At 66.4% G+C, this 21,314-nt stretch carries 16 protein-coding genes and 2 pseudogenes; 8 read left to right on the top strand and 10 right to left on the bottom strand.

Annotation, left to right across the window (positions count from 1 at the left end):
• Nucleotides 1-238: 238 nt before the first annotated feature.
• The 4 genes and pseudogenes from ACFXIV_RS45800 to ACFXIV_RS45815 all read left to right on the top strand — a co-directional run.
• The gene (locus ACFXIV_RS45800) at nucleotides 239-1,048 is read left to right on the top strand and encodes a collagen binding domain-containing protein (RefSeq protein ID WP_379403934.1); all 810 of its coding nucleotides are present in this window, start codon (nucleotides 239-241) and stop codon (nucleotides 1,046-1,048) included.
• Nucleotides 1,045-1,866, top strand: a complete 822-nt coding sequence (locus tag ACFXIV_RS45805) for a YceI family protein (RefSeq protein ID WP_379403919.1) — start codon at nucleotides 1,045-1,047, stop codon at nucleotides 1,864-1,866. Before ACFXIV_RS45800 ends, ACFXIV_RS45805 begins: the two co-directional genes overlap by 4 nt.
• Nucleotides 1,867-2,097: 231 nt before the next feature.
• A complete protein-coding gene (locus ACFXIV_RS45810; protein ID WP_379403918.1) occupies nucleotides 2,098-2,535 on the top strand; it encodes a MarR family winged helix-turn-helix transcriptional regulator in 438 nt (145 codons plus the stop codon).
• Nucleotides 2,536-2,724: 189 nt separating this feature from the next.
• Nucleotides 2,725-3,465 (top strand): annotated as a pseudogene (locus ACFXIV_RS45815) (transposase); the annotation flags it as partial.
• 528 nt (nucleotides 3,466-3,993) lie between these two features.
• Here ACFXIV_RS45815 and ACFXIV_RS45820 read toward each other — a convergent pair.
• From ACFXIV_RS45820 to ACFXIV_RS45845, 6 genes are all read right to left on the bottom strand, one after another.
• Entirely contained in the window at nucleotides 3,994-4,215 is a 222-nt protein-coding gene (locus tag ACFXIV_RS45820; protein WP_379403917.1) for a hypothetical protein, read from the bottom strand.
• A gap of 90 nt (nucleotides 4,216-4,305) precedes the next feature.
• Nucleotides 4,306-4,935 carry an NAD(P)-dependent oxidoreductase gene (locus tag ACFXIV_RS45825; RefSeq protein ID WP_379403916.1) on the bottom strand — a complete coding sequence of 210 codons (630 nt, stop codon included), beginning with the start codon at nucleotides 4,933-4,935 and terminating at the stop codon, nucleotides 4,306-4,308.
• A gap of 173 nt (nucleotides 4,936-5,108) precedes the next feature.
• Nucleotides 5,109-5,897: an MBL fold metallo-hydrolase gene (locus ACFXIV_RS45830; RefSeq protein ID WP_379403915.1), complete on the bottom strand. Its 789-nt coding sequence runs from the start codon at nucleotides 5,895-5,897 to the stop codon at nucleotides 5,109-5,111.
• The gene (locus tag ACFXIV_RS45835) at nucleotides 5,894-7,489 is read right to left on the bottom strand and encodes a zinc-binding dehydrogenase (protein ID WP_379403914.1); all 1,596 of its coding nucleotides are present in this window, start codon (nucleotides 7,487-7,489) and stop codon (nucleotides 5,894-5,896) included. The genes ACFXIV_RS45830 and ACFXIV_RS45835 overlap by 4 nt, the downstream gene beginning before the upstream one ends.
• 22 nt (nucleotides 7,490-7,511) lie before the next feature.
• Nucleotides 7,512-8,072: an ester cyclase gene (locus tag ACFXIV_RS45840; RefSeq protein WP_379403913.1), complete on the bottom strand. Its 561-nt coding sequence runs from the start codon at nucleotides 8,070-8,072 to the stop codon at nucleotides 7,512-7,514.
• A 41-nt stretch (nucleotides 8,073-8,113) separates the two neighbouring features.
• Entirely contained in the window at nucleotides 8,114-9,307 is a 1,194-nt protein-coding gene (locus ACFXIV_RS45845; protein ID WP_379421473.1) for a hypothetical protein, read from the bottom strand.
• On the opposite strand from ACFXIV_RS45845, the gene ACFXIV_RS45850 reads away from it, so the two are divergent.
• Nucleotides 9,306-9,983 carry a TetR/AcrR family transcriptional regulator gene (locus tag ACFXIV_RS45850; RefSeq protein WP_379421474.1) on the top strand — a complete coding sequence of 226 codons (678 nt, stop codon included), beginning with the start codon at nucleotides 9,306-9,308 and terminating at the stop codon, nucleotides 9,981-9,983. The two genes, ACFXIV_RS45845 and ACFXIV_RS45850, sit on opposite strands and share 2 nt — an antisense overlap.
• Nucleotides 9,984-10,665: 682 nt before the next feature.
• Here ACFXIV_RS45850 and ACFXIV_RS45855 read toward each other — a convergent pair.
• Entirely contained in the window at nucleotides 10,666-12,225 is a 1,560-nt protein-coding gene (locus ACFXIV_RS45855; RefSeq protein ID WP_379403910.1) for an alpha/beta hydrolase, read from the bottom strand.
• A gap of 1,326 nt (nucleotides 12,226-13,551) precedes the next feature.
• Nucleotides 13,552-14,331 carry an alpha/beta fold hydrolase gene (locus ACFXIV_RS45860; protein WP_379403909.1) on the bottom strand — a complete coding sequence of 260 codons (780 nt, stop codon included), beginning with the start codon at nucleotides 14,329-14,331 and terminating at the stop codon, nucleotides 13,552-13,554.
• Between the two features lie 59 nt (nucleotides 14,332-14,390).
• On the opposite strand from ACFXIV_RS45860, the gene ACFXIV_RS45865 reads away from it, so the two are divergent.
• On the top strand, nucleotides 14,391-16,157 hold the full coding sequence (locus tag ACFXIV_RS45865; RefSeq protein WP_379403908.1) for a GNAT family N-acetyltransferase: 1,767 nt from the start codon (nucleotides 14,391-14,393) through the stop codon (nucleotides 16,155-16,157).
• A gap of 82 nt (nucleotides 16,158-16,239) precedes the next feature.
• On the opposite strand, the gene ACFXIV_RS45870 is transcribed toward ACFXIV_RS45865, so the two are convergent.
• Nucleotides 16,240-16,377 carry a hypothetical protein gene (locus tag ACFXIV_RS45870; protein ID WP_379403907.1) on the bottom strand — a complete coding sequence of 46 codons (138 nt, stop codon included), beginning with the start codon at nucleotides 16,375-16,377 and terminating at the stop codon, nucleotides 16,240-16,242.
• Nucleotides 16,378-17,173: 796 nt separating this feature from the next.
• On the opposite strand from ACFXIV_RS45870, the gene ACFXIV_RS45875 reads away from it, so the two are divergent.
• Nucleotides 17,174-17,410 carry a hypothetical protein gene (locus ACFXIV_RS45875; RefSeq protein ID WP_379403906.1) on the top strand — a complete coding sequence of 79 codons (237 nt, stop codon included), beginning with the start codon at nucleotides 17,174-17,176 and terminating at the stop codon, nucleotides 17,408-17,410.
• Entirely contained in the window at nucleotides 17,407-19,371 is a 1,965-nt protein-coding gene (locus ACFXIV_RS45880) for an ABC transporter substrate-binding protein (RefSeq protein ID WP_379403905.1), read from the top strand. Before ACFXIV_RS45875 ends, ACFXIV_RS45880 begins: the two co-directional genes overlap by 4 nt.
• A gap of 1,211 nt (nucleotides 19,372-20,582) precedes the next feature.
• Here ACFXIV_RS45880 and ACFXIV_RS45885 read toward each other — a convergent pair.
• Nucleotides 20,583-21,178 (bottom strand): annotated as a pseudogene (locus ACFXIV_RS45885) (recombinase family protein).
• Between the last annotated feature and the right edge of the window lie 136 nt (nucleotides 21,179-21,314).

Below are 21,314 nucleotides of genomic sequence, written 5' to 3' on the forward strand. Positions count from 1 at the left end.
GGCGGGCATACCACAGCCGCAGGACGCGGACGAGGCCGTCGGGGCGGCCTGGGCCGAGGATCAGGTCTGGGAGGGAGCCACTCAGGTGATCTCCCGGCCCGAGCCGGCCCTTGCCGCCGCTGCCGGGCGGCATGCCGCACCGTACGGCCACGTCGCGACGAACGGTCAGGTGACGGCGAATGGCCATGCGGCAGCGGCGAACAGCCCCGTGGTGCATCGGCGGGAACATGTTGCGGCGATGACAGCCGGGTCGGTGGTCGATTCCACCGGTGATGGTCGCTCGATCGGTGGGCGCATCCACCGTGCCGACGGCGGGCCCGTCCCGGGTGCGGTGCTGACGCTGATCGACCAACGCGGACACCAGGTTTCGCGGGCCACCGGAGACCGCGACGGCGGCTACCGCATCGAGGCGCCTGCAGTCGGGAGCTATGTGCTGATCGTCTCGGCGGGCGGGCATCAGCCGGCGGCGCTGAACACCATGGTCGACGGGCGTGCGCAGCGGTTGGACCTGACCCTGCACGGGTCCGGTGAGCTTTCCGGTGTGGTGTGGTCGGCGGGTCGGGGCGAGCCGGTGGCCGAGGCCACCGTCACGCTGACCGATCAGCGCGGCGAGGTGGTGGGTGCTGCCGTCACGGCCACCGACGGCATCTACATCTGCCGGGGCGTGGTGTCGGGCATCTACACCCTGGTCGCGGTGGCCGAACATATGCGGCCCAGCGCAATCACGCTCGTCGTGCCCGACAGCGGCCTGCTGCGGCAGGATATCGAGCTGACCCCGATGGCGATGCTGACCGGATCGGTGCTGGCCGACGGGAATCCGGTGCGCGACGCGCAGGTTACCGTGCTCGACGAGGCGGGTACACCGATCGGGACCGCCCGCACCGACGCGGACGGCCGCTATGTCGTCACCGATCTGCCCGGGGGCGATTACACCGTGGTCGCCCGCGGCTATCCGCCGGTGACCAGCGCGGTGACCGTCACCGGTGGCGAGGTCGGCCACGATGTGTGGCTGGGCTACGACGGCGAGCAGGCGGCGGAGCTGTCATGAGCGGGCTCTCCGTCCAGATCCGCAACGCCGCGGGCTGGCCCGTGCCGGGCGCACTGCTGACCGTCACCGATCTGAACGGACGCCAGCTCGCCCGCGCCGTCGCCGATGCGACCGGGGCGGCGGCCACCGAGCCGCTGCCCGCGGGCATGCACACCACAGTGGTCACCGCCCCCGGATATCAGCCGGTTGCCCGGGTCGTCCGCATCCCGGCCACCGGCGCTGGTGAGCTCGGCGACATCCGGCTCGACCCAGAGGCGAGCGCGGTGCCCTTGCCGCCGGCGGGGCCGTGGACCATCGATCCGGTGCATTCGACGGTCGGCGTCACCGCCCGCCACCTGGGCATCGCGAGCATCAAGGCGCGGTTCGCCGACGTCGGCGGGCGGCTCGATGTCGCCGAAAACTTCGATCGGACAACGGGTTACGCCGAGATCAAGGCCGCGAGTATCGATACCGGCGTCGGTATGCGGGACGAGCATCTGCGCTCGGCGGACTTCCTCGACGTCGAGCGGTTTCCGGTGATCGGTTTCATCAGCACCGGGCTGCGCCGCACGGGCGCGGACACCTGGGTGATGGTGGGGGAGCTGGAGCTGCACGGGCAGCGAAGGCCGGTGGACCTGGCGCTCACCTACGGCGGTTACGGACCCGACCCGTGGGGTGGGGTCCGGGCCGCCTTCCATGCCGAAACCCTCTTGCGCCGCGATGATTTCGCCATCGATTACAACGCCGTCGTCCGGGCAGGGGTGGCCGCGGTCGGGACCACCGTGAAGATCGATCTGGACATCGAGCTGGTGCAGGGAGACCGGCTGCCGGAGATGTAGCCGGACTCCGCCCGGCCGATCGGGCCGAGCAGCCGGGCGGTATGCGGTACGACGAGAGGTATGCGCACTGCGGCCCGGTGTAGCAATCGCCTCCTGGTTCTCCGGCGGCCGCCACACCGTCGACGAACGGGCAGAACTCGCCGAAGCCGATCGGGCGGGCAAACTGACTGAAACGGACAACGCCGCCGCTGCCGACGCAACGGCGACGACACGCGTAGGAGCGAAGGCGGGATGATCCAGCAGGAGCGCAGCACCCAGCACCTGGCCGAGGCGGCGGATCTGTATCTGGCCTTCGGCAAGCTCATTCGGCTGCTGCGCCGCGGCCACTTCGGGTCGCTGGGCCCCGGGTCGGCGGCGGCGCTGGCCACCCTGGTCCGCACCGGACCGATGCGGCTGGGTGATCTCGCCGCCGCCGAACGGGTCACCGCGCCGACCATGTCACGTATCGTGTCCGGGCTCGAGAAGTGCGGCTACCTCGAACGCACCGTCGACCCGGTCGACGGTCGAGCGCAGAAGCTGTCGGCCACCGAGCCTGCGCACGCGCTGGTCAACGGCCTCGCCTCCGCCCGCATCCAGCGTTTCGCGGCCGCGTTGGACCAGATCGACGGCGACGAACGGCGGGTGCTCGCTACCGCGCTCACCAAACTGGTCGACCTGCTCGACGGATAACCCACTGCGGTGCGCGCAACTGGCTCGACAAGAAGCACGGCCTCGAACCGTTGCGCAACCCGGCGGTGGATCTTGGCACGGCCCAGCCGCTGACCATTATCGAGGCCAAGACCGTGAACGGGCGACCAGCCCACGCGCCAAGCCGTATTCAACTGATCGTCGCAACACCTTGATGATGGACGTGTTGGCATGGGAGTTCTTCAGCGGCAGAAGAGAGTTCGTGAGTATCGGGGCCAGATGGCTTCCCCGGGCCAGCCGACGGTGGCGTGGCGTGAGGGTCGTGTTCGGTTCTGGGCAGCGGTCGCTCGTGGTGCGATGACCGAAGAAGCTGCGGGCGAGGCGGGGGTATCCTCGCCGGTCGGGTTCCGATGGTTCCGTCATGCTGGCGGCGTGAATCCTGTTCTGGATCCAACTGTTTCGGGACGATATCTGCCGTCGAGCGAGCGTGAGGACATCGCGTTCTGGCGTGCGCGAGATCGCCCGCCGGCTTGGTCGGTCACCGTCGACGATCTCACGGGAGTTGCGCCGCAACGCTTCCACGCGCACTTACCGGCTGGAATGCAAGGCGTCGACAGCGCAGTGGCACGCTGAACGGCGTGCCAGACGGAAGACGGCGAAATTGGTCGTCAACGACCGGCTGCGCTGGTATGTCCAGAACAGGCTCGCCGGGATTGCCCGCGGCGCTGACGGTCGGGGCGTGGCCGGCCTGTCGGGTCCTGAGTGGAAAGGGCGGAATAGGCCGCATCGGGGCGATCGGGCGTGGGTGAGCGCTTGGAGTCCCGAGCAGATCGCCAACCGACTGAAATGCGAACTCCCGACGACGCATCGATACGCTTCAGTCACGAGGCGATCTATCAAGCACTATATGTCGAATCTCGGGGCGGGCTCGAACGCTCGCTCGTCGGATGCCTGCGTCGAGGCCGGGCACTGTCGTACTTCAGGGACGGCAAGAAGTTTCCTATTGTCGCGCAAATCGACAACAATACGGCGACCTTGACTCCGAGCGCCGATCCCGCCACCGCACGGCCGGCTGACATGCCGATCAATCCGGTCGATGCTCAGACCGACGCGGCCGTGGACGCCGCGTTGGCGAACGCGGGCGGCAAGTTCGCCCTGGCGGTCGGTGTGGGCACGCTGATCGGGTCGATCATCGGCTTGGTCGGCGGTTGCGTGCTCGGTGCGGTCACCGTTGGCGCGCTCACGGCCCCGATCTTTTTCGCGGGCGCGTTGGGCGGATGTATCTCGGGCGCTGGAGCGGGTGCGGCCTTGGGCGCGGCGATCGGCGCTATCGCGCGCGGTGTGCCTGTCGGAATCGCCGCCGCGATCCAGTTCTTCCAGGCCATCAATGCTCCCGCTCCTGCGGCGGCAACCCCGGCACCGACCAACTGAGCAAAGGGCCTGAACGTGCTGCGCCGGATCGCCGGTCGGGACGATTCGGCGCAACAGTGCTGCTGCTGGTCACGGTCCGAGGAAAAGTTGCTCGCACGGCAGGCGCGGCAGCAGCCGATAGTCATCGATGGTGTCGGGTATCAATTCGATTGTGCACCAATGCTTTCGCCTCCAATCGTGGATCAAGTTGCGTACTGCCGTCGCGGTGGCCCGGTAGTCGAAGACCACGCCGGCCAGCCGGATTCGCACGTGGACATCACCTTCCGGCGGGAACCATCCTTTGGCAGTCATGGCCGGTCGCCATCCCCAGGCGCTGCCGTGTCAACCTTTCCGGATGAGGCACCAGGATCGCGGACTTGATCGGTCCATTCTTTGCCCGTCTCAGCGGGCCACTGCGACATTGTGGTGTGACCATTCGTTGCCGAGCGCAGCACGCAGCATGAAGTCGGCGACGTCGGCCCGGCTGATTCGGCTGCCGACCTTGCCCGAGGAAGGCAGATTGACGGTCCTATAGTGCCTGGTCCGCGGTCCGTCCGTGAGAATCATCGGATACACGAGGGTCCAGTCCAGATCGCTCGAGCGAAGCATGTCGTCGGCGACGGCCTTGTCGTCGAACAGCTTGCCCATCATCACCCTGATCGCAAACTTGACCAGTGTCGGAGTCTGTCCAGCAGTGTCGCCGACGCCCAGAGCGGACAGCCAGACCACCCGTTGTAGGCCGACGGCGTGAGCAGCCGGAATGAAGGCGCGAGTGGCTCGTGAGGCGATGTCGGATTTGAAGTCTTTTCCAGCCCCCAGCGCCGAGATCGCGACGTCGCTACCAGTGAGGGCCTTCGTCAGGTCTTCGGTGTTGGTGGCGTCGCCAGTAACGACATCGACCCGGCCGCCCCTTGGCTGCGGTAGTTTCGCAGGGTCGCGGACAAGGGCGACGATTTCGTGACCCGCCTGTACCGCCTGCTCGAGAACCTGCAGTCCGGTAGGGCCGGTGGCGCCCAGCAAGGTAATACGCATGATGTCTCCTTCTATGGAATCGGCGTTGCAAAGTGGGCCCACAGCAATGGCAGCTATTTTTCAGCGACATTCGTCTGGAGTGCCGGATTCGGCTGGGTGCGGCGCAGCAGAAGTGATCGCCGAGCGGCGCATGGCGAAGTCCCGATTGCAGTTGGGGATAGTTCCTTTGGTTCTTACCTCCGAGCGAGAGGAAGCAGGCCAGGGTCGTGGGCGTTGACGATTGTCAAGCCGGGGTCGGCCGTTCGCCATAGCTCCTCGAGCCGACGGTGATTGGCTTGAACTCGCTTCCAGTCGTGAGCGATGACGCGTTCCATCGCGGTGAGAGCGATCGGGGCCTTGCGGGTCCCGTCTATTTGGCCGCGGTGGTAGAAGGAATCGCCGGCGTGAAGAACCCAGCGGTCACCGGCATCGATGGCGATGGCCGCGTGACCGCGGGAGTGACCGGGCAGGTTGATGAGAACGATCCCGGGAGAGATCTCGGTGAGTTCCTTGGCCCCTGGAAATCCGCGCCATGACTCGCCTTCCGCCGGGGTGTGTTCGACGATGTTCGGGCCGTGCGCGCGGTGCGATGACAGGTACCGTTCCCGTTCGACGATTCCCCGCGGGTGGGTGGCGGCGAAGTACTCTGCCGCGGTGAGGTGAATCCTGGCCCGCGGGAAGTCCGACAATCCTCCGGTGTGGTCGGCATCGAAGTGAGTCAGCACGATGTCGCGCACATCGCCCGGGTCGAACCCGAGTCGCGCCACCTGGGCGATGGCGGCCTCGGCTGTATCGAACTCGGGTCGTACGTAGAAACGCGCTGGGCCGAACCTCGCTGCTGGATCGATGGCGTCCTGCAGCCCGAGGCCCGAATCGATCAGGACGAGCCCGTTCGGCGCCTCGACCAGTAGGACGTGGCAGACCAAGCCGTCCGGGGTCGCCCGGGGGTGCATGGTGCCGCAGTTGAGGTGATGGATTTTCATCCGAGCGCCTCGAGGATGGCGGCCTTCGCGGCGGGATCACCACCGATGAGGTCGGCGTCGATCTCTTGAATCGGGTTGCTGCCATCCCAGCCTGCCGCGGCGAGCTTGATGAGATCGAAGATGAACTTCTTCGAGCCGCCGAGGTCGGAGATCTCGATGACGGTGCCGGGGTGGTGTTCGGTCTCGAAGTAAGCGAATCGGCTGTCGGCTCCGCCGAGTTGGCCTTCCTGGCCGACGGTGAATCCGGCGGCGAGTGCGCGGTCGTAGAGGTTCTGATAATCATCGGACCAGTAGGCAACGTGCTGGACCCCCTCGTGGCCGGCGGCGAGGAAGTCGCGATACATCGATGGGGCATCGTTGACGGGGGTGATGAGCTCGATCTGGATGTCGCCGCTGTTGGCGACCGCGACGTCCATCGCCATGTCGGAGGGTTCACCGCGGTAGGTGAAGTTCGCGGGCCGGACACCCTTGAGGTAGAACCAGGGCCCGATGCCGCAGGCCGTGAAGTGGCGCATCGAGGCTTCGATGTCGCGTACCACATAGCCGATCTGCGCGATTGTGCCCCACATGTTCGCGGTGGGGCTGGCTGCGGGAGATGACCCGGTGTGTGCGTCGGCGAATGACAGGATGATCTTGCCGGTGGCCTCGTTCGCCCGGAGCCGATCGGCAGCGGTCTTGGCGTCCGCGACCGCGTGGACGCTGTCGACGTGTGGCGCTATCCGGCCGTCCTGAACTGCGGGCAGGACTTCGGGGATGAGGGCTTGGACGACGTCGCCGAGTTCCTTCCTGGTGCGGATGCTGAAGGTGGTGCCGATGAGCTTCTGCCGCCGGAAGGCGACGGTGTCCAAGTTCAGCGAAGTCGCCTGACCGGCGAGACGACCGATGCTCACTATCCGTCCGCCGATGCTGGTTGCCGCGGGCAGTTGGGCGAACAGGTCACCGCCGACGTGGTCGAGGGTGATGTCGGCGCCTTTGCCCGCTGTGGACGCGAGCACCGCCTCGGTGAGGTTCTGGGTCGCGGTGTTGATGGTGATGTCGGCCCCGGCGGCTACGAGGGCGGCACGCTTGTCCTCGGTGGTGGTGGTCGCGATAACCGTGCTAGCTCCGAGTGCTTTGGCGAGCTGGATTCCGACGAGCCCTACGGAGCTTGTTCCACCCACGATGAGAACCGTGTCGCCGACCGTGAACTCGGCCTGCGTGACCAGTGCGTCATGCTCGGTGATGAGGCCGACCGGAAGAGTCGCCGCTTCCTCGAAGCTGAGGTGTTCGGGGATCGGAACCACCATCCGCGGGTGGCACAGCGCATAGTCTGCGAATGCGCCGGCGGTGATGCCCATGACCCGGGTGCCGACCGGAAGGTTCGGGGCAAGCAGGCTCGACCGTTCGACGATGCCCGCGACTTCCATTCCCGCGGTGAACGTTCCGGTGGTTTGCCCGGCGGCGGTGTAGGAGCCGCCGAGAGCGTAGAGGTCGGCGCGGTTGAGGCCGGCCGCCATCACCTGGATCCGGATCGCCCCGAGCTGTTCGGGGAGTGGGGTCTCTTCGAGCTCCCATTCCGGGCCTTTGCCACCGACAAGTGCGCGCATTGTCATTGTGATTCTCCTGGACTCGGTGTCAGTCGTTCAGATCGGGGGCGGTGGTGTCGGTCAGGCGTGGGTCCGCTTCGGTCCCGGCCATCGTCAGTGCTCCGACCACGGCTCGGCCGAGTTTGAGCAGGTCGGCGGGATTCTTCTTGTCGAGCCCGCCGACCAGTTGCTTGAGGATGGTGAGCTGGTCGAAGTAGATTCGCTCGATGATCAGATGCTCGTCGGCGTCGAAGACGAAGTAGGCGGTCATCCGGGTGCGGTGTCGGGAACTGGTGGCGGGGATCTTGCCCAGCGGGCCCAGATGTGTTCCCGTCAGCCAGAATTCGACAATCACCGCATCATGGGCATGGCGGAAAGCGATGATTTCGTGGTCCTGGTCGGGGAAAGCCACGCGAGTGTCGTGGTAGTACCCGCGCACTTCGCTGTCGCCGTCGTGGACGATCATTTGTGCGATGAGCTCGTAGTGGGGATGCGGGAAGGTGGACAGGGTGGCGTCCCAGTCCTGGCGAACTTCGTCGCGGAAATGGTCCAGGACGAGCTTCTCGCGGGCTCGCAGGACGTCTTCGGGAGGCAGGGTGAATCGGGACATGAGGTGGCTCCTGATGGGCTCTGGGTGGTTGGCCTGAGCGGTCAGCCGTGACTGATGTGACGGTGCGAGAAGGTCGGTGACGTACCGGGATTGGTCCATACGCCGGTGAGCTCGCTGGAGGGGAAGAACTGTAGGAACCGGGGGTCGGACTGACTCCGGTCGGCGAGGGTCTTCTCGAGGATGATCGAGTTGTACTGATCGACGGTGGTTTCGATGGTGTTGGCGTTGAGCACGATTTCCTGCTGCCACGATCGCGCCCATTTGGCCAGACCCGGCAGCTTCGAGTGTTCGGGGGTGAGGGCCTCGGCGGCGATCACGTTCTCACTGCTCACCCATATTCCAGTTGATGTGTTCAGAACGAGGCTCTGGTTGCCGAATACGTGTCCGGGCGTCTTGATGACCGCGATACCCGGTCCGAGTACCACTGATCCTTCGATGGGGAGGAAGGCGTCGGGCGGGACGTCGCGGTAAGTCGCGGGTTGATACCAGGGCCGCTGGATCGGATGCAGTTCGGCCATCCCCGCGAGCTCATCGCGCTGCACGATGACCTTCGCCTTCGGGAAGATCGCCTTCGGCTGCTCGTTCAGGTCATCCTGATACGCCGTGGTCCCGACCCAGCGCCGAAGGTCCTGAGTGTGCAGGTGGTCGAACATCAAGTAGTCGACATCCATCGGTGAAATGCCAAGTCGGGCAAGGTGTTCGACCACAGTTCCGTGCTCGCGGACCAGCTGCCGTCCGACCACGCCCGGCGTGCGTCGCGAAAGACTGTCGAAGTAGGGCGTATACCGCCCGAGTTCGTGGTCGGAGGGTTCGAAGAGCAGCACTCGTCGCCTGCCATCGGTCTCGGTCCATCGGATCACCAGCATCCGGTTGGTGATCGACAGGAACGGTGCCAACGCCCGGGACGCCCGGAACAGCCCGAACCGGGTGGGGTAGGGGAGCGTGACGAGGTCGCAGGTCACCACGCTGTCCGGCATGCCTGTCGAGGGGAACTCGCGGCGAAATGCGAGGCCCTGGTCTCGGGCCAGGCGCAACCGTGTACCGGGCCCGCCGTCGTTTGCGGTCGGGACGGTCAATGTATCGATCGCATCGCCGATGCCCGGCAGGTCCACTACGTCGGTTGATCCCCAGGGGAAACGCATGGCCACTCCTTTATCCACGGTGTGGGTTAATGTGTTCCACGTTATACCCACGTTGTGGATTAATGCAAGGCATTCCGGCAGAATGAGGGCCATGACCACCAGCACTCCGCGCCGTGGGCGCCCCCCGAAGGGCGAGCGGCAGCTCTCCCGTGAGGCCATCGTCGAGGCGACGTTGAAGGTCATCGACGCGGACGGCGTTGGTGGGGTCAGCATGCGAGCGGTAGGTCGTGTACTCGGCGCGGACGCCAAGAGCCTCTATAACCACGTCGATAGCAAGGATGGCCTGCTCGATGCCGTTGCCGAGCATCTGCTGGGCTCCATCGCGCTGCCCGAAATCACCGGTGATCTGCGATTCGACCTGTACGCGATCGCCACAGGCTTCCGCGAGCGCGCACTGCTCCATCCGGAGGCGGCGTCCCTCGTGCTCACGCGCCAGCTCGCTTCATTCGAAGGGCTCGCACCAATCGAGGCGGTCCTGGCGGTTCTGCGCGAAGCCGGCTGTCCTCCCGACGAATCGGTCCATCTCCTCCGGGCCCTCATTGCCACGCTCATCGGTGCGCTGCTTCGAGAAGTCAACGCTGTGCCTACCTTCGGTACCACCGACGCTGCTGGGATAGCGCAACGCCAGTCGATCCTGGAGAACAGTGGCCTACCCGCCGTTTCGGCCGCCGCGCACCAGCTGGCCCGCTTCGATGGCGCCGCGGAATACGAGTTCGCCGTGAACCTCGCCCTCGACGCTCTTGCCTCCCGCCTCTCCGGTCGGCTATGACACCGGTCGATGAAAGCGCGCCGTTTGACGGCTCCCGTGCCGAGCGGAGTTCTCGGCCCGATGGCCAGGTCGGTCATCGCTCGCCTCGGAGTTGCTCGATTCCTCGGTAATACGGGTAGGTCCGGCAGTTGATCGAGTTGGCTCTGGGCGCCGATACTCGCTCGATAGAACTGCAACCGTCGATCGTCATCGGATTCGCACGGACGCGGTCTGCAGCTGCCCGGTGTCATCGATGACCGATACTGCGGATACTTCTCGGCCTCGCAGGCGCGAAATGCAACAGCGGACTGCGGAACACGCACATCAGAGGTCGCCGGAGCGCCCGGGTGGATGCCACCAGCGTGGGCGGAATCTCGTTTGGGTGCACCTCGAGGCAACGAAGCAGCCACCAGATGGTCACCACCTATCGAGTGGTCGAATAGACTAAAAGCCCCTCCGCCGAGGTCAGAGGGGCTTTCGCCTGTCGGGCTGACAGGATTTGAACCTGCGACCACTTGACCCCCAGATTCGCATCCGGATCATTTGTGCACGTCACACACGTCAGGCATGTTCGCCCAGCGTCCTTGCGACCAGGCATTGTTCGGTGGCGCGCACGCCGTGCGGCCACCAGATGGCCACCGCCGCGATTGTGATCGGCGCCGTTGGTCGTCAGCCTGTCGGGGTGGATCTGCTGGAGGTGGTGTCAAGTGAACGGTGGGACGTCCTGCTGGCAGACCGTGCCGGGTGGGGGCAGCGCGCCACGGATGACGTAGTCGCTCTCGTAGGCTTTCGCGCAGCTGCTCGGGTTGAACAGCGTGGTGTGCCCGTATCCAGCGACGGTAAGCAGCCTGGCGTTGTGCAGTTGGGCGGTCATGGCCAGGGCGTTGTGGTACGGGGTGGCGGGATCGTAGATGGCGTTGACGGTGAGGATCGGTGTCGCGGAGCGGCCCCACGGGCCGGTGTAGCGATGGGCGGCCTTGGCGGGCCAGGTGGAGCACGCCTCGGTCACCCACGCCCAGAAGGGCCCGACCGTACCGGCTCGAACGGTACTGAACTTCGCCATGGCGCCGTAGCTGTGCGGATCGCGCGGGTTGGGACTCTCGCCGCATATGATCGCCAAGGGCTGCTCGACGCCCGTGTACTTTTGCTGTTGGGCCGAACCTTCCCAGGAGGAGTCGCTCAGCGCTGTCGAGGACCGGTCCACCAGGCGATTCTCGCCCGGGTCGGGCATCTGCGGCGTTGCGCCCAGCCACAGCTGCTGCAGCAGCTCGGCCAGCGCCGTCCAGTTCGCTGGGGAACCGGCGGTGGCATGGACGGTATACAGATTAGCGCGCACGGCGTTGGCGGTGGCGGCGTAGGTGAACCCGTCCTGCGGGTGGATGAGCAGGCGGTGCAGCAGTGCCTCGTACTTCGCTCGGGTCGCCACCGCACTGCCGGCCGAGAACGGGCAGCGGATCGGGCCTGCTTGGCTGCACAGGTTCAAGAACTGTTCCAGCGTCTTGGCCGTTCCCAGGTCGGATGCCTGCCGTAGGAAGGTCGACAACACCGGATTCCAGTCGTACCACGCAGACGGATCGATATTGCCGTCCAGCACCATCGCCCGGACCCGGTCGGGGAAAAGGTTGGCGTAGGTGGCGCCCAGCAGCGTCCCGTAGGAGACCCCGAAGTAGGTCACCAGCTGTTCGCCGAGGACTCTGCGCAGCAGATCGATGTCGTACGCCGAGTCGGTGGTGGAGACGAACCGCAACAAGGCCGGATCACGCCGCTCGCAACCCCGGCCGAGCTCGGCGTACAGGTCGATCCACCGCTGCTCCTGCTCGTGGCCGACCGGAAACCCCACAGGCAACTGCGCGAACCAAGCATCGAACTCCGCCTTATCGTCGAAGCATTGGACGGAGGTCGATTCACCGACCCCGCGCGGATCCCAGCTGACGATGTCGAACCGTTCCTGGATCTGGAGTGGGAAGAGCGGATATGCGATTGGGAGGACTGTGGTTCCTGCTCCTGCCGGCCCGCCTGGGTTGAACAGCAGGCTGCCGATCCGATGCGCGGGGTCGGTTGCCCGGTGTCGGATGACCGCCAGCTCGATCGTGCGCCTGTCGGGATGCTGGTAGTCCAATGGTGCCGGCACGGTGGTGCATTCGAAATCCGGGTGGTCGGGGCACGGGGTCCAGACCGCGGCAGGCGTTCCCCCGGGCGCCTCATCCAACGGCTGAGCCGTGGCGGGCGCGGCGCCGCAGGCCACAGCCGCGGCCACCATCATGGATGCCACTATGCATCGGGTGAAACGAGCGCGGTTCGTCACAGATCCTCGCTATCGTCACGGTGAAAATGCGCGGCTGTCTCACAAGGAACCCTCGACGCCGAACCGTAGCCGATCACGCGGCAAATGCCTGGTTAGGTCGATTCACCGGCGTGGTCCGATCGATATCGCACACAGGCCGGTGACTAACCAAATGAGCCATCTCAGGTCCGAGGGTTGCGGCGTGTGCCCCGACATCGGGCTCGCCCGTCTGTCCTACGGCCGGACTCGGCAACTCCCTGGACGCCACGACCTGCGGCGAGAACCCCGACGCGCACCGTTGACCAGGCCGAACGCGGCTTCATGTACCGCTGCGGACGGAGCCCCTCGTCGAGGGGGCGATGATCGTAGAGACCGCGCCCGACCTGCGGTGGGTGTGGGATTTGAACCCACGGTGGCGTGAACCACGACGGTTTTCAAGGTAGCTGATCTCGACGTTTGCGTGTGACGGGTGACGTTGGCATTTGGGGGGATTCGACATCTGAGCAGAGGATCTTCCGCTGGCTTCGTTGGTGGGATTGGGTGGATCTGGCGCGCCTGCGGACTGCCTGCGGACGGTGGTCGGCGGAACGGCGGCGACGATCTCAGAACAGGAAAAGATGACGAAATGGCGATGGGGATTACTGTTCAGGTTGTTGCCGTATCGAACCCCCTCGCCTTCGCACGGCAACGTGCCATGTCTGGTTTCGCGCCGCTCCGGCTACGGCCGGTGGCTCGACGTTCGCGCAGCGCACACGCTACCGGCTTCGGTTGAAAACGTCTGCCCAGAAGCATCATTCGCGGTGCAGAGCAGATCTGCGGCGGTGGTCCGGGTAGCCGGCCCGCACCACGAATTCGTCGCATTTGTCGGTGAAGCGCACACACCCACACGGCCCGCCCACCTTATGCAGTCCGAAGCGGCTCGACTGAGCAGGGATCACGTCACCATCACTACTGAATGGAGGTTCGATTGGTCGATATGTGTTGCTGACGTTCCGGTGATCCGCCACCGGCGGAGCCGACCACAAGCGCATGGCAACGAATAGTTCTGTGCCGCAACGTTGTTCACGACGCTGGTGGTGGCATCACCGGCGGGCGCGGGGCGTGCGGCCTGGCGCTGCGCCACATGAGATCCGGCTGGCGCTCGGCTGTTATGCACCCGTCCTGGGACCGATTCGATCAGTTCCGTGTAGCCAGAGCGTACATTTGGGCGCTCGGGCCCCAGTCGGACCGGCCGACGGCGAGCCGTGGGGCACGGGCGATCGTATTGGGCGGTTGGCCCCAGAACGAATCGCTAGGGCGTCGTGCCTACCCGTGTCGTGCTACGTCCTCGCACAGGATGCTCGGCCAGCGTGCGAGATCGGCCGGTGTGTGCGCCACCTCCAGTGTGGCCGTCGGCAGCAGGTCCACCAGGGCCTCGGCGGTCGACACCGGATGGGCGGGGTCGTCGATCCAGGCCAACACCGTGGTCGGCACCTCGATCGCGGCGATCGCCTCGGGGGCGGGCAGGTCGCTCATCGCTGCCCCGCGGAACAGTGAGGGCAGTAGGTGCTCGGCGACATCCGGCACGGTTTCCGGCGTTCCGACGGTGGCCGGCGGGCGAGGCACGGTGAGATCGGCACCGAGGAAGGCGTCGAGTCCCTGCTCCTCGATCAAGCGGGCATTCTTCCGGTAGATGTCGGCCTTCGCGGCGCGGGTGCGCCAGGCGGTCGCTGGCACCAGCAGGGTGAGGCCGGTGAATCGGGCAGGATCGCGGACAGCGGCATGCAGCAGTGTCCCGGTGCCCATCGAAGGACCGACACCGTGCACCTGTTCACCGGGGAACCAGTGGTCGAGCAGGTTCAGCAGGTCATCGGCCAGAACCGGCCACCGATAGTCCTCGGGGACGGTACGGCCCGTCGAGTGGCCGTGGCCGCGCGCGTCGTACCGCAGCAGTCGGGTTCCGCTGAGTCCGCGGCCGAGATCGAGGTCCATCAGACGGTCGCGGTGGCGGCTGGAGGTGAGGCCGTGGAGTTGGACGACGGGGTGGCCGCCCTCGTCGCTCAGTTCCACGTCGAGGTCGGCGCCGGGAACACGGAAGGTCGGCACGGCGGCTCCAGGGTGCTGGTGAGACGGCGATCGCTCGGGAAGGAGCCTAGGATACCGTCATGCGGCTGACCAACGTCGCGCACTTGCGCCTGCCGTTCGGCCGCCTGCTGGGCTTCGACGTCACTGCGGGTCGGGTGGGCCGGTCGCTTCCGGTGTCCTTCGACCAGCGGCGCCACGTCGGCGCCGGCGACCGAGCGGGATCCTGGATGGCGTTGTCCTTCAGGCTCTCCGCGCCGGTACCGCCCGACGAACTCGCGACCGCCTGGCTGGCGGTGATCGAGCGGCACGGCACGCTGCGGTCGGTCTTCGTGCCGGGCGAGGACGGCGAGCCTCGGCTGCACGAGGTCGATATCCGCCCCGGCGGCTGGGTCGAGCATGTGATCGCTCCGGGGCAGGCGGTCAACGATGCGCTCCGCGCCGTGCTGGACCGTGCTTGTTCACCGTACAGTCGTCCGTCGTACCGGCTCTGCGTGCTCGAGACAGCGGTAGGTCCGACCGTGGTGGTCGCCGCCGACCACGCGCACGTCGACATGTGGTCGATGCTGGTGATCGCGCGCGACCTGCTCACCGCGCTGGCCGCGGTGCAGAAGGGTCGTGCACCGTCGTTGCCGCCCGCCCCCGCCTTCGCGGAGCACACCCGCGCGCTGCGGGACCGCCCGCCGGCACCCGACGAGGTGCACCGCCGCTGGGCTGAGGTGCTGGCGGGCAGCGGCGATGTGATGCCACGGTTCCCGCTGCCGCTGGGTGAGGCGACGTTGCAGGAGGAGCGCGTGGAGGTGCGCGATGTCCTCGACGTCGACGACAGCGCCGCGTTCTCGGCGCAGGCCCGCGACGACGGCGTCTCGACCTTGGCGCTGGTGGTGGGGGCGATGACCGAGGTGACCCACGAGTTGGCCGGCACCGCACTGCGGGCCGTGTTTCCGGTGCACAGTCGGTACGACACCACCTGGCACGACTCGGTGGGGTGGTTCATCACCAACTCGGTGCTCGAGTCGGCCGACTCCGATCCCCGTGCCAGCGCGGAGGCGGTGAAGGAGGCCGTCCGGATGGGGTCCTGGCCACTGGAGGACATCCTGCGTCCGTGGGGCGGGATGCCCGAGGCGCCGGGGATGTTCGCGATTTCGTGGCTGGACCTGCGTCGGCTGCCGGTGCGAGTCGACGCGACCGGATTGGAGGCGCAGTACGTCGGCGCGACGATTCGGACCGATGGCGTGATGCTCTGGTTCATCCTCGACGAGGCGGGGCTGCACCTGCGCTGCCGGTATCCGGACACTCCCGAAGCTCGGCGGCATGTCGGCGCCTGGCTGGACACGCTGATCGCCCGACTGCAGTCACGGGCACGGGCTTCGGTCGGTGGTCGGCTCCGACTCGGCGACCGGATCTATCGTGTGCAGCGGGCGGGGCGTGCCGACGTGCCAGCGCTGGTCGCGCTGCTCTCCGACGACGAGATTGGCCGTACCCGCGAAGGTTTCGAAATTTCCCGCTACGAGGAGGCATACGACGCCGTCACCAGGGACCCGTCGCACTATCTGGCCGTGGTCCGGGACGAGGGCGACCGGATCGTCGGCACCATGCAGCTCACCATCATTCCGGGGCTGTCCCGCGGCGGCGCCACCCGCCTCCAGATCGAGGGAGTCCGGGTCGCTGCCTCGGAACGCTCTCGCGGCATCGGAACCGCGATGCTCGAGTGGGCACACGACCACGGCAGGCACCGAGGTGCGACGCTCGCGCAGGTCACCACAGACCGGGCGCGCGAGCGGGCTCACGCCTTTTATGCGCGGCTCGGGTACGACAACAGTCACGTCGGGCTGAAGCGGGCGCTCTGACCGATTCCCGGCGCTCGCTCAGGGGCGCGAGAGGGGCGCCTAGTCCAACGTCCGTGGTGACTGAACCGCCCTGGCAAGCTGATCAGCTGGGCGACGAATTCCGGTGGCGGGCCGCGTGACCGAAGCGATCGAGTTGTTCGAACAGAATCTCGTCGACCGGATGCGGGTCCTGGCCGCTGACCACCCCGACACCCTGCGCTCCCGCCACGACATCACCCACGCCTCGTTCGAAGCAGGCTTGTCCGAACCGGACAAGCGCCGACGGCTCTGTGCGACCACAGAATCCGTGCCAGGCACTGCATCTCGAGATGCAGGCGGACCAATATGCCGAATTCCGTGTCGCGGGTTGGTGACCCAAGGCACGAACCTGCGACATCCGACCTGGGATGTGCTACCCAACGTCGGCCTACTATGGCCCCTGCGACGTTGCAAATCGCCCTGAACTGCGGAAACCTCTGTTGCAGGTTCGTGCCCTCGGCAGGATTCGAACCTGCTCCGCCTAGGAGGTTGGCCACCCGGCGAACTTCCTAGGCGCCCGCTTGTCCGCGACGGCCTCCGGGGACCGCTGGGTGGGTTCGTCATACCAATGCATCCGGTCTCAGGACCACGTCCAGCTGCCGAAATCCCCCTCCCTGGGAAGGCCTGGGTCCACGACTCGATGAAAGCGGTTTCCTGGCAGGCGATCCCGGGTTTCGCGCTTTCCGCGCTCACCCACATCACCTATTTCCAACTGGTAGCGCATTGCCTGAAACTTGCTGATGCGTCAGGTTTCTCGGCTCTCGATGGCCGTCACAAGGGCCTGGGAGCTAGGTAAAGGAATCGGAAACTCTTTCTTGTGGCGCGACCCGGTTTCGGGTGCGAGCCTCGTCTCACAGGGCCCTGTTACCGCCGTCACTCTCACCGATTGCTTGCAGGCAATCCGGTGCAGGGGACGGGTTCTCGGTAACAGGGCTCGGGCATCAAACCTCCGGTTTCGTCCGGGCCAGTTTTCGATTTGGGGAAGTAGGTGATCGGTGATGATCGACGTGATTCGACCGCCGTATCCGTGGGACACCCATTTGCCGAGGCAGTCGGTGCTGCGGGTGGTGATTCTGATCGTCGTGATCGTGTCCACGATCGTGTTGGTGGCCAGGGGCATCGCGCCGGGCACCGCGGTCGCGGTGATCGGGGCGGCCGGGGTCGCGGCCGCTGAGATCGCTGCCCGGCTGCTGACGCCCTCGCAGGGGTCCTCGTCCACCCTTCGGCGGGCATGATGCCCGACCCTGCCAAGATTCTCGCATTCAAACGCCAGCTGAAGGAGTTGGTCACCCGGGCCCGCTACAGCGTCGACCCGGTGTTGACCCAGCAGCAAGTCGCCACGAGGGCGAATGTCGGTGAAGCCACGCTGTCGAAGGCGTTCGGCGAGACCTCCCCGATGCCGTCGGCGGAGGTGACCGACCGGATCGTGAGGGTCAGCCAGCGGCTGCTTCACCCCGATAACAGTGACGCCGAGCTGGACGCCGAAGTCGGTGTGTGGCACCGACGTTGGCTCGACGCCAGCCGTCCTCGCGTGATCCATGACCCACCCGAGCCGACCGCGCAGCCGACCGAACCGCCTGAGCCCGAGCCGACCGAGCAGCCGACCGAGCAGCCGGTCCGGGCGCTCGGTCCGGGCGAGGAATCCTCGAAGGCCCCTGGGCCTGGCTGGTCCGGCCGGAGGGCGTGGCTCGTTGGCCTGGTTCGGCGGCGGCCGTGGCTCGCGGCCTCGGTCGTCGTGATCGCCGTGATCGTGGTGGTGGCCGGGCTGGTGGTGGGACTGCGCCCGAGCTCGGTGTCCGCCGCCGATCACCGCTGTGTCGCGGCCGGGTTGTCGATGGCGGGGACACCTGCGGAGTGTGTCGGGGTCACCGGGCCGGAGCTGTTCGACCAGTTCGACCCCGCGCTGACCCCGGTCATCGACCAGATCACCGCCCAGAATCGCGCAGCCAGTAGCGGCGGCGACTACGTCGACGTCGCCCTGCTCGGTCCGCTGACACAGTCTCCGACACTGCCGGGACAGCTGAGCACCGAGCAAGCACGTCAGATGCTCATCGGCGCCGCCGTCGCCCAGCAGCGGGCCAATAGCGGCAGCTCGCCGGTGGGCAGCCCGCGACCGCGAATCCGGTTGCTGCTGGCCAACGTCGGCAGCCAGCAGGACCAGTGGCACGACCCGGTCGACAAACTGATCAAGTTGGCCGGCGATCCCGGCCAGCGGCTGGTCGCGGTGATCGCGCTGGGAACCAGCGTGAACGCCACCCGCGACGCCGCGAAGGCCCTGACACAGAAGGGAATCCCCGTCATCGGCGCGATCACCACCGCCGACGAACTCGACTACACCCACATCCCTGGGATGATCCGCGTCGTCCCTGACACCAGCGACCTCGTCGCCGCTCTGGCCGATTACCTGCACACCCGACCCGGGCTCGACTCCGCCCTCGTCGTGTGGGACGACAACTCCGAAACCCGCGGAGACCTCTACACCGGCTCGCTCACCACAGCCTTCAACGACCAACTCGGATCCTGGATCGGCACGCGCCGCGCCCTGGAGTTCACCGGGGAATCCATCCCCAGCAACGAGCGGCCCGACATGTTCTACAACACCGACATCAGCATCTGCCAAAGCGACGCCAAGGTCATCCTCTACGCCGGCCGCATCGGGGACCTGGAGAAATTCATCGAAGCCCTCAGCACCCGCAACTGCGCAGACCGACCCATGGTCATCATGACCGCCAGCTCGGCCCTGACCCACATCGACCGCACCATGACCGACGAGCTACGCGCGGCAAAGCTCACGATCGTCTACGCCGGAGTCGTCGATCCCCACACCTGGTCACTGCCCGACGGCAACCCACCCCGCGGATACACCGACTACCTCACCGCCCTCACCACCGCCGGATTCCTGGCCGCCGACGCCGACGCCTACACCTGCCTGACCCACGACGCCGTCTTCACCGCGGCCAGGGCTGCCCGCCTGGCCACCCCTCCCACCGGCAAAACCCAGCCCAACCACGACGAGGTCCGCGGCCAACTCCGCAACATCCACGACGCCTTCGCCATCCCCGGCTGCACCGGCGGCACCTTCTCCTTCAGCACCGTCAGCCACGGCAACCCCGAAGGCACACCCACACCGATTGTCATCATCCCCGCCGACGCCGACCACCCCGACCACACCCGCTACACCACCTACCCCCGATGAACCCGCCGCGGCCCGGCACCCCGACACCGCCCCACAGCTGTGTCAGGGTGTCGGGCTCACACAGCGATTCGATCATGCGACGACAGCGGGTTGCCCGCCCGTGCTGACGTAGGCCATCGGGCTGGCCTCCCCGGAACCCTGGACCGCGAGACCCCAGGGGGTCCCGGTAGTTTTCGCCGAAAATCGAGCAGATATGCCGTAATCCATTGGCTAGCAACGTATTAGGGTGGCGACATGAATACGCCGGAAGTCTGCCCCTCGTAGGTAAGGCAATACGGCGGCGGGTCACTGACATTTTCGTGCGGCCTCGCAGCAGGCGCGTGTCGGGCGGAACGGGTCGCGGTGATCGAACGTCGGATTCAGGTATGGGACCAGATGAGTGGACAGCGAGGGTAGCCAGGATGGCGTGACACTGCTGCGTGCAGCGCCCCACCTGCGGAAACGTCCCACGGCCAGAGCGTCTCGCTGACGCTAGTCACCGTCATGCCCCCGAGGCCCCGGGTGGTGCGATTCTTACCGGCACCCCAACACGGGCACCGAGATCCGAGCTTCTGTCTCGAGTTGACGCTAGGTTGCGTTGGCCCGAGCGTTTCGACTGTTGGGGAAGGAGATCATGGAGTTCGCTCTCGAAATACGATGGACCGACCCGCAGGGCCAAAGGCAGGGCTACGACTTTGAGCAGAATCAGGCCTTCCCCATCCCATCTGTGGGGGAACAGCTCCTCGACCCGCTCACCTCTACGACGTTCATCCAAGTTGAAAGACGAACATTCCAATACCATGTGCGACCTGATGGTACGCCGAGGGTGGGCATTGTGGTGGAGTGCGGTGAAGCGTCATACAGCCTGGTTTCCCTGATCTTTCGGCGGTTTCAGCAAATGCTTCGGTCCATCCGGCAGCGGTGGACCGGCGTCTAGTCACCCGCCCCGCGCTTGCGTCGGCCCGGTCAGCGGCGGCGGTGTCGGCGTTTCTTGCGGGCACCCTTTCCGCGTGCCGACGTCGGTGGCCGCCGGGTGGGTGGTGGTGTCGTCTGCGGTGCGGCGGGGGTGTCGGGCCCTCTTCGAGCACGCCAACCGTCAACCGCGAAGTCGTGGGAAGCAATCGGCAAGGCCGCCGGCATGACCCGCCAGTCCGCGCCGAACGCTGGTCCAAGCTTGAACGCTGAGCCGAAGTGGTGCAGCAGCAGACGAGTGGGCCCTGAAAGGGTCCGCCTTACCGGATCAGCGTCCGCTGGTCGGCGGGGAGCGTGGGCAGGGCCTTGAGGTAGCTGTACACAGTGTCGCGGTGTACCCGAATTCCTTGGCCAGCTTTGCTTTCGACTCACCGGCGGCGGCGCGGGCGCGTAGTGCGTGGGCCTGCTCGGTCGTGAGGGAGGGTTTGCGGCCCTTGTAGACGCCGCGGGTCTTGGCCTTGGCGATGCCCTCGCGCTGGCGCTCGAGGATCAGGGTGCGTTCGAATTCGGCGACCGCGCCCATCATGTTCAGCAGCAGGTTGGCCATCGGGGTGTCGTCGCCGGTGAAGGTGAGGCCCTCTTTGACGAGCTCGACCTTGATCTGCTGCTCGGTCAGCCCGCGCACCAGCTGGCGCAGATCGTCGAGGCTGCGGGCGAGCCGGTCCATGGAATGCACGACCACGGTGTCGCCGTCGCGGACGTAGTCCAGCAGTGCCACCAGCTGCGGGCGTTCGCGGTCCTTGCCGGACGCCTTGTCGGTGAAGGTCTTGTCGATGGGTACGCCGTCGAGCTGTCGCTCGGTGTTCTGGTCGTCGGTGCTGACCCTGATGTAGCCGATTCGCTGACCGTGCGCCACCCGGAATCCCTTCTGCGCGTGGGAATGTGCCGGGCTGGAGTCTAAGCCTTGATCCACAGATGAGGTTTCTGCGCTGTCCGGGCGCCTGCGGCGCGCGGACAGCGGGGTTTTGGGTGGCCGGTAGCTGCTGGTCTGC

This window comes from Nocardia sp. NPDC059236 (assembly GCF_042754085.1).
Taxonomy (GTDB): domain Bacteria; phylum Actinomycetota; class Actinomycetes; order Mycobacteriales; family Mycobacteriaceae; genus Nocardia.

What these genes read in the sequence shown, in the direction of transcription:
- ACFXIV_RS45840 (WP_379403913.1), bottom strand. Translation starts at nt 8,072, where the DNA reads ATGTCCCGATTCACCCTGCCTCCCGAAGACGTCCTGCGAGCCCGCGAG.
- ACFXIV_RS45810 (WP_379403918.1), top strand. Translation starts at nt 2,098, where the DNA reads ATGATCCAGCAGGAGCGCAGCACCCAGCACCTGGCCGAGGCGGCGGAT.
- ACFXIV_RS45825 (WP_379403916.1), bottom strand. Translation starts at nt 4,935, where the DNA reads ATGCGTATTACCTTGCTGGGCGCCACCGGCCCTACCGGACTGCAGGTT.
- ACFXIV_RS45830 (WP_379403915.1), bottom strand. Translation starts at nt 5,897, where the DNA reads ATGAAAATCCATCACCTCAACTGCGGCACCATGCACCCCCGGGCGACC.
- ACFXIV_RS45865 (WP_379403908.1), top strand. Translation starts at nt 14,391, where the DNA reads ATGCGGCTGACCAACGTCGCGCACTTGCGCCTGCCGTTCGGCCGCCTG.
- ACFXIV_RS45855 (WP_379403910.1), bottom strand. Translation starts at nt 12,225, where the DNA reads ATGATGGTGGCCGCGGCTGTGGCCTGCGGCGCCGCGCCCGCCACGGCT.
- ACFXIV_RS45845 (WP_379421473.1), bottom strand. Translation starts at nt 9,307, where the DNA reads ATGGCCCTCATTCTGCCGGAATGCCTTGCATTAATCCACAACGTGGGT.
- ACFXIV_RS45835 (WP_379403914.1), bottom strand. Translation starts at nt 7,489, where the DNA reads ATGACAATGCGCGCACTTGTCGGTGGCAAAGGCCCGGAATGGGAGCTC.
- ACFXIV_RS45875 (WP_379403906.1), top strand. Translation starts at nt 17,174, where the DNA reads ATGATCGACGTGATTCGACCGCCGTATCCGTGGGACACCCATTTGCCG.
- ACFXIV_RS45880 (WP_379403905.1), top strand. Translation starts at nt 17,407, where the DNA reads ATGATGCCCGACCCTGCCAAGATTCTCGCATTCAAACGCCAGCTGAAG.
- ACFXIV_RS45805 (WP_379403919.1), top strand. Translation starts at nt 1,045, where the DNA reads ATGAGCGGGCTCTCCGTCCAGATCCGCAACGCCGCGGGCTGGCCCGTG.
- ACFXIV_RS45800 (WP_379403934.1), top strand. Translation starts at nt 239, where the DNA reads ATGACAGCCGGGTCGGTGGTCGATTCCACCGGTGATGGTCGCTCGATC.
- ACFXIV_RS45820 (WP_379403917.1), bottom strand. Translation starts at nt 4,215, where the DNA reads ATGACTGCCAAAGGATGGTTCCCGCCGGAAGGTGATGTCCACGTGCGA.
- ACFXIV_RS45850 (WP_379421474.1), top strand. Translation starts at nt 9,306, where the DNA reads ATGACCACCAGCACTCCGCGCCGTGGGCGCCCCCCGAAGGGCGAGCGG.